The sequence below is a fragment of the Amycolatopsis sp. PS_44_ISF1 genome, assembly GCF_032335455.1.
Lineage (GTDB): Bacteria > Actinomycetota > Actinomycetes > Mycobacteriales > Pseudonocardiaceae > Amycolatopsis.
Genome location: NZ_JANUXO010000001.1, coordinates 2,794,997 through 2,807,504, shown reverse-complemented (window position 1 = coordinate 2,807,504; position 12,508 = coordinate 2,794,997). Strand labels below are relative to the sequence as shown.

Genomic DNA, 12,508 nt, shown 5'->3' with positions numbered 1-12,508 from the left:
GGCGACCGAAGAGTCAAGGCGGAATACCTATGCAGACAACAGCTCAACTAGCGGCGGTACGGCCGGACGCGGAGACCGCGGAGAAGGCGGCGGCCGTGCTGCTCGAGTCCCTCGGGCTCGACCTCAGCAACGGCGCGCTGGCGGACACCCCCCGGCGCATCGTCGCCGCATACCGGGAACTGCTCAGCCCGCACACGTTCGAGATGACCGTCTTCCCCAACGACGAGGCCTATTCCGATCTGGTCATCGCCCGCACCATCCCGTTCCGATCCCTGTGCGAGCACCACTTGCTTCCCTTCTACGGCAACGCACACGTGGGGTACATCCCGGGTGGGTCGATCCTCGGGCTCTCGAAGCTGGCCCGCGTCGTCGAAGCGTGCTCTCGCGGATTCCAGATCCAGGAACGCATGACCGTGCGGATCGGCGACTGGCTGGAGGACCGGCTGCAACCCCGCGGTGTCGGAGTGGTCGTAGAGGGGGTCCACACCTGTATGACCGCCCGCGGGGTCAGAGCCGTCGGTACCTCGACCACCACGATGGCCTTCCGCGGCCTGCTCCGCGAATCCGCGGAGGATCGCCGGGAATTCCTGGACCTCGCTTGCCGTGGTGGCGAACCGGTGTGAGCAACTCCGATCCCGCCTCGGTCTTCGCAATGTGTCTCGGGCCCGGGGGTCCGGGCGATCCCGCCGGCCCGGGCGAGAACTCTCTCGCGGACGGTGACGCCTCCTGCACCGGCGCCGAAGTCGCCGCCCTGATCTCGGCCAACAGCCGCGCGTTCGCCGGTCAGGGCGTCGGAGCGGGCACACTCGTGGCCATTCCCGCCGTTCGTTCCGCGGCGACGGTGGTGGCCGTTCTGTCACTGTGGGCCGTGGGGGCGGCCTACCTGCCGGTCGCCGTCGGCGGCCGGCCGGCCGGCGACGTCCCACCGGTCGACCGGGTCCTCCGGCTCGGCAACGGCACAGAACTCCACCTGGACGCTCCACCGGTGCACCTCGCGCGAAGGCCGGGCGATCCCGCCTGCGTGATCGGGGAAGAACTCCTCGGAGCCGCCGAGCACCCCGACGAGCTACCCGCCTATGTCATGCGGACCTCGGGCTCGACCGGCCCCGCGAAGTACCCGGTGATCACCCGCGGCGGTCTGCGGACCGTGTTCGGACTGCTGAAGGACGTGCTCGCCCCGCTCGTGCCCCCGGGAGCGAGGTGGACCCAGGTGCATTCACCGATCTTCGGCTTCTCCGTCTTCGAGCTCCTCGGGCCGTTCACGACCGGCGGTTCGCTCGTGGTCCTGCCGTCGGTCGAGAGCCTCGCGCACGGACTGCTCCACCCCGACCGCAGGACGGGGCCGGTCGTGGTGTCGCTGACGCCCTCGGAACTGGCCCTCGTGCTGGACCGGGCCGAGCGCGGCGAAAGCCGGCTGCCGAGCCACATCGTGCTGAGCGGGGAGTCGGCACACAAAGCCCCGCTCGCCCGGTTGTTCGAGCTCGCCGGAGCGCATCCACCCGTGGTGCTCAACACCTACGCGGCCGCCGAAACCACAGGTCAGGTGACCACGGGTCAGGTCACCCGCGATTCGGTTCCCCTGGTCCTCGCCGGCGATGTGGGGACTCCGCTTCCCGGGGTGGAGGTGGTCATCCGCCGGCGCGACGGAACCCCGATCGGTCCGGCCCCATCCGGTGAACTCGGAGAGATCCACGTGGCGGGCCCGACACTGGCCGCCGGGTACTTCACCGGCGGTGAGGACGACCGTCGCTTCACCGTACGGGACGGCAGGCGGGAGTACGCGACCGGCGACCTCGGCGCCTGGGGGCCCGGACGACGACTGCGCGTTCTGGGTCGAACCGGCCGCACGGTCAAGATCGGCGGAAAATGGCTCGACCTGGAGGAAGTGGAGCGTCTGGTACTGGCCTCCGGGATTGCCGACGAAGTCTGTGCGGTAGCCGGCACCTACGGCGAGGAACAGGATCGCCTCCTGGTGGCCGTCGTCCTCCCGCGAGACGGTGGGCCGGGCCCGGAGACGGTGCGTTCCCGGCTGGTCCGTGCCCTCCCCTGGCGGATGACTGTGTGGCTGTCGATCATGCAATCGCTGCCGCGCACTGATTCCGGCAAAGTCGATACGCGGTCGGTAGGAGAATCGACTCGGACTGCCGCCCTGCGTCGCCCGATCACCGACCGGTCGGTGGCCGGACACGTCACCCGCGCGTGGCAGGAACTGCTCGGCGACGGGGCCGGCCCGGACGTCAACCTCTTCGAGCTGGGGGTCGACTCGCTGGGCGTCACCCACGTCGCGAGCCGTCTGTCCGCCGAGCTCGGGCGCCGGATCACCCCCGCGTTCCTGATGGACCGCCCTCGCATCTCACTTCAGATCGCCGCACTCGAGCACTGGGCCACCGCGACCCGAGGGGTCAGGGTGCCGGATCCGCATAACGACTCCGTGGCCCGGCGGCGCAAGACGATCAGAGCCGGCCAACGACCGAGGGGAGAGCAACAATGAGCACCCGGGAGATCTTCGTACTGGGCTACGCCTGCCGCACGCCTGCGGGCGCGACCCCCGAGCAGCTCTGGGATGCCGTGCTGCACGGCCGGGACACCATCACCCGGGCCTCCACCAATATCGGTGCGACCTCGGGAAGCCGGGTGCACGCCTACGGCGTTCTGCCGGGTTTCGAAGACTTCGACGCCGGCTACTTCGGTTATTCGCCGCGCGAGGCGGCCGATATCGATCCTCAGCAGCGGTTGCTGCTGGAGTGCGCCGTCGAAGCGCTCGAATCATCCTGTGTGCTGCCCGCGGCACCGGAGTACGACCTCGGGGTCTTCGTCTCCTCGGGGCTGAGCAGCTACCTGCTGAACACGTGGGACCGCTCCGCGGACGAAATTGCGGCGCTGCCGGCGCTGCTCGGCGGCGACCCGCACTACGCCGCCACCCGGATCGCTTACAAACTGGGGTCTACCGGCCCGGCCGTCTCCCTCGGCTCGGCGTGCTCTTCGTCGCTGCTGGCTGTGCACTACGCAGCGCAGTCGATCCTTTCCGGCGAATGCGACATCGCCCTCGCCGGCGGCATGGATGTCGAGTTCCCCCAGCCGATGAGCTATCTCCACCAGCAGGGCGGAATCATGTCGCGGGACGGTACGTGCCGCCCCTTCGACGAGGCGGCCAGCGGGACGGTGTTCGGCTCCGGTGGTGGCCTGGTCGTGCTCGCGGACGCGGAGACGGCCCGCAAGCACGGACTTCCCGTCCGCGCGGCGCTGGCCGGATCGGCAGTCAACAACGACGGGGCCGAGAAGGCTTCGTTCACCGCCCCGCGCGGCAGCAGGCAGCGGGACGTCATCCGGCAGGCCCTGGCGGTCGCCGCGATCGAGCCCGCGCAGGTCCGGTACCTCGAATGCCACGGAACCGCGACCGAACTCGGCGACCGGACCGAGCTGACCGCGCTGGAAGAAGTGTTCGGCGAGAGCTCACTGCCCGCTCTGGGTTCCGTGAAGGCGAACATCGGGCACCTTCGCGTGGGCGCCGGTGTCGTGAGCTTCATCAAAGCCTGTGAAATCGCCACGCGCGGAGTGATCCCGCCGGCCACGAACGTTACTGCCCCGGTCGTGGCGGCAGCGGCGATCGACGAACCGCGGCCACTGCGGCCGGAGAGCACCGAACCGCCGTTCATCGGGGTCAGCTCGTTCGGGTTCGGCGGGACCAACGTCCACGCGGTGCTCACTTCGGTTTCGCCCGGCGAGCAGCGGACCACGGTGGACGACGACGGAACCGTCTCGATCCGGCTGTCTTCGGCCGGCCCTGAGTCCTGTCTCGCCGGGGCGCGGGCCCTCGCCGATCACCTCGTATCGTCCGGCGTGCCGGTCGCCGCGGTGGCGCGCACCCTGGCCACCGCGCGGCAAGACCGCGAGTACCGCTACGCGGCCGTCGGCACCGATCGCGCGGATGTGGCCGAGAACCTCCGCCGGCCGGGTGAGACCTCGGTCGAGGGCTGGCTGGCGCCGGTCGGCCGGATCGTGACCGTCCTGCCGGGCCAGGGAGCAGAACCGCTCCGGCTGGCCCGGGCCCTGCATGGCTGGGAACCAGCCTTCACCGGCGAGTTCGACCGGCTCTGGGAGGAAGCCCGCCGGCGCGAGCCGGACCTGCCCGGCATCGCCGAGTTGTTCGCCGGACCGCCGCCCGGGGGCCCGGCCGGTCAGGTGCTGCACCTGGTCGTCCAGCTCGCGCTCTGCACCCAGCTGGCCGCCCGCGGGGTGCGCCAAGACCTGATCGCGGGCTATTCCATCGGGGAGTATGCGGCCGCCGCAGCAGCCGGCCTGATCGGGCGGGAAGCCGCCATCGACCTCGTCCTGGTCCGCGCGCGCCTGCTGAAGGGCGCGCCGCCCGGTGACATGGTGGTCGTCAACGCCGGCCAGGAGACCGTCTCGGCCCTCTTCCCCGACCGGATCCCCGCGATCACGATGTCCCCGCGTCGCCACGTCTACGCGGTGCTGGAGGAGGATCTGGCCGAATTCACCACGACGCTGGCGGCCGAGGCCATCGGGGCGAAAGTGCTGCGGCTCGGCGTGCCCTATCATTCTCCGGTGCTGAGCGGGCTCGCGGAAAAGCTCGTGTCCCTCACGGTCGGCCACGCTGCGCAGCCGAACGACGCCTTCATACCGACCGCGGAGGGCGATCCCGCAACGGGAAACGACTACTGGGGCACCCACCTCAGTGGCCCGGTGGACTTCTCCCGTGTGGGGACCACGGTGGCCGAGCTCCAGCAGACGACTCCGTGCACCATCCTCGACCTGAGCGGAGACGGTCATCTGGCCCGCGTGCTCGGCGAGTCCGGCGCGGACACTTCAGACGCGGTAAAGCTTTTCGCGACGGGAGAAAAGCTTCGCGAAAACTATCTGCTGGGTCTGGCCAGACTGTGGATCCGCGGGTTCGAAGTGGAAACGCTGGCTCCGGGACACGAAGACGGCGGCCTCGTCTCGTTGCCGTCTCGGAGCTTCGACCGGCAACGGCACCTGGCTCAGCCCAGGGCAACCGCGGCCGCAGCGGGCAGCGGCACCACTCGGCGGACCATCCAGCGCGAGGATTCCCTCGACGACTGGATCTACCACCCGAGCTGGCGCCTCCGACGTCGGCCGAAGCCTCGTCCGCGTCCAGCGGGGGAAGAGCGCTGGCTCGTCTTCGCCGGTGAAAGCCCTGAGCAGCAGGAGATCGCGCTGGGGCTGGCCAGGACCGGAACGCCGTGCACGGTCATCGCGCCGGGCGGTGAGGGTGACGGTGTCATCGCCGGCGACGAGGAGGCCATTCGTCGGCTGATCGCCGACCTCGAGGTCGAAGACCAGCCGATCACCAGGATCGTCCATCTGTGGTGTCTGACGTCGCTCGCTGATGGCGGCACCCTCGAAGCACGGCTGGAGTCCAAGGAAAACGAGCTCCGACTGGGCTTTTACACCCTGCTCTACGCGGTGCAGGAGCTCGCGGCGAGGCAGGGTGCTGGTCCACTGGAACTCGACATCGTGGCCACCGGGATCCATCCGGCCGGGGCCGACGGGGAGGGAGTGATTCCCGAACGAGCGCTGCTGCTCGGACCCGCACTGGTGATGCCGCAGGATCTGCCCTTCGTCTCCGCGCGCACCATCGACACCACGGGGCTGACCGCGGGGCAGCTGGTTCCGGAGGTGCTGGCCGAGCTGACCTGCCTCTCCACCGATCGTAACGTCGCGTTGACCCCGGGCCAACGCTGGGCGCGGTGCTTCGAACCCTGTTCGCTCGCGCCCGTGGACGAGGAGAAGATGCCGCTGCGTCTGCGGGAGCGCGGCGTCTACCTCATCACGGGCGGCCTCGGCGGCATCGGTATGACTCTCGCTGAGTACCTTGTGCGGACCTGCCGGGCGCGGCTGGTGCTCACGGCCCTGGAGGCGGTGCCGGACGAAGAGTCCTGGCTGGGCGACGGGCCCCTTCCGCAGGACCCGCTCCTGGCCGAACGGGTGATCCGACTGCGAAAATTGATCGAACTGGGCGGTGAGATCCTGGCTGCCCGGTGCGATGCGGCCTCAGCCGGGCAAACCACCGAACTGTTCCGGCGGATAGACGAGCGTTTCGGCCGGCTGGACGGAGTCGTGCACGCGGCCGGGGTCTTCGAAACCCAGCGGGCGTTCCGCGGACTCGAAGAGACCACCGCCGAAGACTGCGAGCGCCGGTTGCTGCCGAAGGTCGATGGGACCATCGTGCTCGCGGAGCACCTTCGCGGACGTGAACTCGACTTCGTCCTCATGCAGTCCTCCCTTTCGGCGCAGCTGGGTGGGCTCGGTTTCTACGCCTACACCGCCGGAAACGCGTACATGGACGCGTTCGCCGAGCGCAACCGGTCGGCCGACGTCCCGTGGATGAGTGTGAACTGGGACGGCTGGATCTTCCGCGAGCGCACGGACGACGCCGGTGGGCAGTCGGTGGTGTCACCTTCGTTCGCCTCCCCCGACTTCGGTGTCGTCGCCGAGATCGCTATCAGGCCCAGCGAGGGCGCGGAAATCTACTCGCGCATGATGAACCTCGCCCAGCCGGAGCAGGTCCTGGTCTCCACCGCGGATTTCGAAGCCCGGTACGAGCAGTGGGTGCGTCGGCCACTGGGACCGAGGCCTTCGAAAGGCGCCGGCAAGCCTGCCTCGCTCGACGACGTCGAAGAAACCGTGGTTTCGCTGTGGCAGGAAGTCCTCGGTGTCACCGAAGTGGCTCCGGACAGCAATTTCTTCGCACTGGGAGGAGACTCCTTGCTCGGCGTGACCCTCGCTTACCGGCTCGGCCAGGCCTTCGGGACCGTGCTCTCGGTGATCACCATGTTCGACAATCCGACGGTGCAGGCGATGTCTTCGGAAATCCGCATCGCGTCGCCCGCACTCCGGGAGGAAGGCTCGCTTCGATGACTGCCACCCACCCGGCACCAGCCGGGATCATTTCCGGCCGGTCCACCGCGTTCCGGGTCCGGAAGCTCTTCGACGATCTGCCGTGCTGCCACCGTTCGTGGGCGCACGAGGGCAAATGCGCTTTCCTGCACGGATACGAGCGCGTCTTCGAGCTCGAATTCTCCTGTTCCGAGCTGGAGCCGGACACCGGTTTCGTCGTCGATTTCGGCGGGCTCAAGGAGGTCCGGGCCGCGTTGCGCGATCAGTTCGACCACACCACTGTCATCGCCGAGGCCGATCCCGAGCTTCCGCTCTTCCGTGAACTCGCCGCCAAGGGCCTGCTCGATCTTCGGGTGATGCCGAGTCCCGGCATGGAGGGGGCAGCGGCCTGGGTCTACGACGTCGCCTCGGAGATCGTCCGCCGCACCACCGGCGGACGTGCCTGGGTCTCGCGGGTCGAGGCACGAGAGTGCCGCAAGAACGCGGTGACGCTGGACGGGACCGCTCCGGGATGAGTGCGCAGTCCCGCCACGGGCGGCTCGCCGCCGTGCTGCCCGGTTACGCCGGTCCGTGCCGGGAACGGTGGCTGGTGCTGCACGGCTGGGGCCAGGACGCCTCGTACTGGACACCCGTGGCGAGGCGGCTGGCCGCAGCGGGCATCGCTCTCCTCTGCCCGGACCTGGCGGCATTGGCCCGGTCCAGCGCGGCACCGGCGGGCTCTCACGCCCGGATGGCCGGGCTGATCGGGCTGCTCGCCGAACTCGCCGCGCGGGCGCGGGTGTCCGTGGTGCTCGGGCACTCTTCCGGAGCCCCGCCGGCGACGTTGCTCGCTCACGAACTGGGAGCGGTCCGGGAACTCGTGCTCCTCGAACCGCTTCCGCACCAGATGGGAGTCTCGATGTCCCTTCCCCCGTCCACGCCCCGGGTACGCCCCCGCACCACAGGACCACACCTGCGCGAGCACTATCCGTTCGCCAGCGAGAACACCCTTTCCACCATCACCGCCGCGACGCCAGGCCCTCCGCCCGGGGCGGCACCGCCCCGATCCACCGAAGACGGCGACCGGCAGGCCGCGATCCGGAAGGCTCTGCACACGCTGCCGGTCGACCTTCTGCTGGTGCGGGGCGCGTGGTCGGCGTTCCTGACCGCTGCGGGAGCCGGTGCGATCCTGGGCTCCGTGCCGCGCGCCGTCGAGCGGGTCGTCACCGGGGCAGGCCATTCCGTCCACGTCGACCAGCCTTCGGCGCTGGCGGAGGTGCTCGCCGGCCCTCGGATCGCGGCCCAGCACGGCGGCCCGCAGGCATGACCGAACCAGTGGCGAGCCGGCCGGCGGCCGGCCTTCCGGGCACACCGCCCGGAATGTTCGCGGCCTTGCGGCGGAGGGACTTCCGGCTGCTCTTCGCCGGCCAGTCGCTGTCGATCGTCGGCGATGGCGCCTACACGATCACCCTGAGCTGGTTCACCTACGACCTGACCAGGTCCGCGGGCAGTGTGGCCCTGGTGCTGGGCGTGGTGACCGCGGCCAAGCTGGCCTCCCTGCTGTTCGGCGGTGTGATCGCCGACCGGGGGAACAAACGACGGCTGATGCTGGGCATCGACGGTGCGCGCGGGCTGGTGATGGGGGCCGTCGCGGCGATGACGCTCACGCATCAGATCACCCTGACCGTCCTGGTGCTGTTCGCCGCCGTCGTCGGACTCCTGGATTCGCTGTTCGGTCCCTGTTTCTCCGGGCTCGTGCCCTCGCTCGTGCCTCCGGGAGAACTGGCCTCGGCCAACGGGCTCGTCGGCTTCATCCGTTCGGCCGGCGTGGTGGCCGGGCCGGTCATCGGGGGCGCACTGTATGCCGCGCTCGGCCCCGGCATCGTCTTCGCCCTCGACGCAGGCACCTTCTTCTGGGCTGCTGCCCTCATCTCGCTGGCCCGAACCGCGGGCGCGCGGCCGTCCCGGCCCGGCACCAGCCCGCTCCAAGACGCCGTGGAGGGGGCGCGGTACGTACGGACCACCCCGCTCCTGATGTGGTCGATCCCGATCGCCGCGCTGGCGATGATGCTCTCGGACGCGCCGACCCAGACACTGCTTCCCCGGCTCGTCTCCGAGCGTTTTCCCGGCGGTGCGCTGACCCTGGGCGCGTTCGAGACAACGCTCGGGATCGGCTATGCGCTGGGTGCCCTGCTGTGCGCCCGCAAAGCAGTGGCCCGTCGGAGAGCCGTCGTCGTCTTCGCCGGTTGGGCGGCCGGTCACGTCCTGTGCGCGGTGCTCGCCCTCCAGTCGGACACGATCGCGGCACTGAGCTTGTCGGTCGCCCGGGGGTTCGCCGCCGGGTACGCGTCAGTGCTCTGGGAAACCCTGTTGATGAGCCTGGTCCCGAAGGACAAGCTCGCCCGGGTGTTCAGCCTGGACTCGTTCGGCGCTTCGGGCATGCTGCCCGTCGGGTTCGTGCTGGCCGGACTGCTGGCCCCGCTGGCACCGGCGGGCACGATCATCGCCTGGGGGCAGCTCACCGCGGGAGCACTCATGCTCAGCCTCCTGCTCGTCCGGTCGATCCGCACCGTGGATCATCGGGAGGCGTTGTGAGCGGCACGGCGATCAACGCGGACACAGTCAGGAAGCTCGTCGATTCCTGGCACGGACGCGCGACGGTGCGCGACGGCTACCGGCCGACCTCCGAAGACTACGACCTCGCGATCCCGGACTACCCGGTCAGCCTGATCCCTTTCGCCGGACACCCTTCGTACCGGACTCTTGATGACGAGCGCCGCCAGAGGATCACCACGCTGGGCTGGCTCGCCTACAACGAGCGGGTGATCCGGGCCGAGGAAGACGTCGTCAACCCGACGCTGGAACGTCTCGGCCGCCGGGTGTACCCGGGGCCGCTCGGGCCGGATCTGGCCGAGCTGGCGCGGCAGTGCTACATCGACGAAACCTGGCACACCTACCTGCACATGATCGCCGCACGGCGCACCCGCTTGGTCCGTGGCGTCACCGTCGAACCGGACTACCCGAAGGCATTGTTCCTGCGTTCGCTGGAAGTGCAGGCGGCCGCGGCGCCGGAACGCTGGCAGCGGGACTTGCTGTTCCTGCTGTGGACCACCGTCGGTGAGGTGACCGTCAACGCGCTGCTCGGGCTCCTCGCGCACGACCGCACCATCCAGCCGCAGCACGCCCTGGTGGCACGTCTGCACGCCCGTGACGAATCGGCGCACGGGGCGGCGCTGACCGAGCTGGCGAAGGACGTCCACTCGCGACTGGACCGTCGACAACGAGACTTCTTCGCGGCCCGGATCCCGGTCGCGTTGACCGCATTCTGTGCCGAAGACCTCTTGTGGTGGGAGCAGATCCTGCGGAGGTGCGGCGTCGCTGCCCACCGAGAGATCATCCAGGACACCCTGCGGGAGCCGGGAGCCAGCCTGCTGGTGCGGGACTTCGGCGGGATGCGACGGCTCGTGCGCGAACTCGGGTTCGAGGACCGGGTCGACTTCGGCGCCGTTTCGCAGGAGGGGCACCCATGATTCTCACCGGTCCGGAGATCACGGCCGCGGTCGGCGACGGGCGGATCCGCATCTCGCCGTTCCAGCTCGATCAGGTCAACCCGAACAGCTACAACATCTGCCTGGGTGAGGAGCTCGCCGTCTACGAAGACGGGGTCATCGACGCCCGCGCCGACAATCCCACCCGGGCGATCGGCATCGGACCGGACGGGTACGTTCTCCGTCCGGGCCAGCTCTACCTGGGCCACACCCACGAAGAGGTCGGCTCCGACCTCTACGTGCCGCTGTTGTTCGGACGGTCGTCGGTCGGCCGGCTCGGGCTGTTCGTCGAGATCACCGCGCCGATCGGGGACATCGGCTTCCACGGCCAGTGGACGCTCATGCTCTCACCGGTCCGGCCGTTGCGCGTGTACCGGGGCATGAAGATCGGGCAGATCATGTTCTTCGTTTCCCTCGGCCGAGTCGACCTCTACTGCGGGAAGTACCAGGCCTCCCGGGGGCCGCAGAAGTCCCGCTCCTGGGTCGACGCCGCCCTTCCGGCCTCGGCGGGCTGAGCCGTGGCGGAGGGAACCACGCCCCTTCGAGTCCTCACCGGGCTCGATCTGCCGTGGGGCAGCGCCGGCGGCAGCGTCGAACTCGTCCACGACCTCTACCTGGGTGACGGAGGACCGTTCGAGACCAAGGTCTTCATGCTGAAGCCGGACGGGCAGCCGGCCCCCAGCACCGGCCAGGCCCGGCTGCACCTGCTCGACGGCCGGGGAAAATGTCTTTCCGGCCTGCGGTTTCCCCGATATGTGGCCAGTCTCCGGGCCCAGCTGTCCTCGATGTTCACCGTCGCCGACTTCGATGTGCTCCACCTCCAGCATCTGGCGTTCGGGGCCACTCCGGCGCTGCTGACCGAGTGGGGCGACCGCCCGTCCCTGGCGCTCGTGCACGGCACCGACCTGATCTTCGCCACCCGGGTCCCAGCCCAGCGGGCGGTCTTGCAGCAGGCTCTCGCGACCGTCGGCGCGGTCGTCGTACCCACGATGGCCATGGCCGACCGGCTGCGGGACCTCGCGGGCGGCCGGCGACACCGCATCGAGCACATTCCGTGGGGCATTCCCGACCGTTTGGTGGACACGGGTTCGCCACGGACCGGCTTCCGCCCGGACGGTATTCTTCGAGTCCTCTACGCGGGGCGGCTCTCCGCGGAAAAAGGCTTCGCGCACGTGCGAGGGGCCGCCGCGGAAACACCCGGAACCGTGCTGAGCGTCGCTGCGCCGCGGCACGAATTCGACCGTCTGGGGGCGGAGCCCGGCCTGCGGTACCTGGGCTGGCTCAGCCGCCACGAGTTGCAGGCCGAGTTCGGGAACCACGATCTCCTCGTCGTCCCGTCCACCGACATCGAGGCCTTCGGTCTCGTCGCGGTCGAAGCGCAGGCCGCCGGTCTCCCCGTGGCCTACCAGCCGGTACCGGGTCTCCGCGAAGTGCTCGGAGACACGGCGCTACCCCTCGACTTCATCCGCGATCCGCAGTGGCTCCGCCGCCTGCTCGGCGAACTCCGCGAGGACAGCTCGCTGCTGTCCCGGCTGAGCACCACCGGCCGGGCGAACGCGATGCGCTACCGCGTGAGCCGTGCGAGTCACGCGCTCTCCGCTTTGACCGCCGACCTGCTGAACAACCGATGACCGCGCCGCTCACGCCCGCGTCCTCGCGGCCCTGTGTGTTCTGCCGGATCATCCGGGGGACCGCCCACGCCGAGATTCTCTACGAAGACCGTGAAACTGTGGCGTTCCTCGACAACACGGCGGTGACGGTGGGGCACACCCTGGTGATTCCCCGACGGCACGCCGAGGACATCTGGGAGATCGGGCCGGTGGAGGCCGCCGCGGTGATGACCACGGCCCACCACATCGCGGCCCTGCTGCGGCGGCGGCTGGACCCGCCCGGGCTCACTCTGTTCCAGGCCAACCGCGCGCTGGGCTGGCAGGACGTCTTCCACCTCCACCTGCACGTAGTGCCCCGCTACGAGAACGACCGCCTGTCCCGGCCCTGGCGAGCCACGTTCGCCGATCGGGCCGTCCTCGGCCGGACTCGCGCACTGCTGCTGGGCGAGACCTGAGCGGTCAGGCCGATCCAGACCGCGCACGAGCGGCTCG

11 protein-coding genes are annotated in these 12,508 nt (G+C 69.7%); 10 read left to right on the top strand and 1 reads right to left on the bottom strand.

Features of this window, described 5'->3' with window-relative positions:
• Positions 1–29: 29 nt before the first annotated feature.
• Positions 30–623: a GTP cyclohydrolase I gene (folE, locus tag NYF13_RS12885; RefSeq protein WP_315656542.1), complete on the top strand. Its 594-nt coding sequence runs from the start codon at positions 30–32 to the stop codon at positions 621–623.
• A gap of 233 nt (positions 624–856) precedes the next feature.
• Here folE and NYF13_RS12880 read toward each other — a convergent pair whose 3' ends face one another.
• Positions 857–1,057: a hypothetical protein gene (locus tag NYF13_RS12880; RefSeq protein ID WP_315657358.1), complete on the bottom strand. Its 201-nt coding sequence runs from the start codon at positions 1,055–1,057 to the stop codon at positions 857–859.
• Here NYF13_RS12880 and NYF13_RS12875 point away from each other — a divergent pair.
• Genes NYF13_RS12875 through NYF13_RS12835 form a run of 9 tightly spaced genes read left to right on the top strand, consistent with a single transcriptional unit; the run spans position 986 to position 12,471 of the window.
• Positions 986–2,491, top strand: a complete 1,506-nt coding sequence (locus tag NYF13_RS12875) for a non-ribosomal peptide synthetase (RefSeq protein WP_315657330.1) — start codon at positions 986–988, stop codon at positions 2,489–2,491. The two genes, NYF13_RS12880 and NYF13_RS12875, sit on opposite strands and share 72 nt — an antisense overlap.
• Positions 2,488–6,900 (top strand): SDR family NAD(P)-dependent oxidoreductase, encoded by a 4,413-nt coding sequence (locus NYF13_RS12870; RefSeq protein WP_315656541.1) that lies wholly within the window; start codon positions 2,488–2,490, stop codon positions 6,898–6,900. The genes NYF13_RS12875 and NYF13_RS12870 overlap by 4 nt, the downstream gene beginning before the upstream one ends.
• Positions 6,897–7,394 carry a 6-carboxytetrahydropterin synthase gene (locus tag NYF13_RS12865; RefSeq protein ID WP_315656539.1) on the top strand — a complete coding sequence of 166 codons (498 nt, stop codon included), beginning with the start codon at positions 6,897–6,899 and terminating at the stop codon, positions 7,392–7,394. Before NYF13_RS12870 ends, NYF13_RS12865 begins: the two co-directional genes overlap by 4 nt.
• Entirely contained in the window at positions 7,391–8,185 is a 795-nt protein-coding gene (locus NYF13_RS12860; RefSeq protein WP_315656537.1) for an alpha/beta hydrolase, read from the top strand. Before NYF13_RS12865 ends, NYF13_RS12860 begins: the two co-directional genes overlap by 4 nt.
• A 53-nt stretch (positions 8,186–8,238) precedes the next feature.
• On the top strand, positions 8,239–9,453 hold the full coding sequence (locus tag NYF13_RS12855; RefSeq protein ID WP_315656536.1) for an MFS transporter: 1,215 nt from the start codon (positions 8,239–8,241) through the stop codon (positions 9,451–9,453).
• A complete protein-coding gene (locus NYF13_RS12850) occupies positions 9,450–10,388 on the top strand; it encodes a diiron oxygenase (RefSeq protein WP_315656535.1) in 939 nt (312 codons plus the stop codon). The genes NYF13_RS12855 and NYF13_RS12850 overlap by 4 nt, the downstream gene beginning before the upstream one ends.
• Positions 10,385–10,921 (top strand): dCTP deaminase domain-containing protein, encoded by a 537-nt coding sequence (locus NYF13_RS12845; protein ID WP_315656533.1) that lies wholly within the window; start codon positions 10,385–10,387, stop codon positions 10,919–10,921. The genes NYF13_RS12850 and NYF13_RS12845 overlap by 4 nt, the downstream gene beginning before the upstream one ends.
• A gap of 3 nt (positions 10,922–10,924) precedes the next feature.
• Positions 10,925–12,037 carry a glycosyltransferase family 4 protein gene (locus NYF13_RS12840; RefSeq protein ID WP_315656531.1) on the top strand — a complete coding sequence of 371 codons (1,113 nt, stop codon included), beginning with the start codon at positions 10,925–10,927 and terminating at the stop codon, positions 12,035–12,037.
• The gene (locus NYF13_RS12835) at positions 12,034–12,471 is read left to right on the top strand and encodes an HIT domain-containing protein (protein WP_315656530.1); all 438 of its coding nucleotides are present in this window, start codon (positions 12,034–12,036) and stop codon (positions 12,469–12,471) included. Before NYF13_RS12840 ends, NYF13_RS12835 begins: the two co-directional genes overlap by 4 nt.
• Positions 12,472–12,508: the final 37 nt, after the last annotated feature.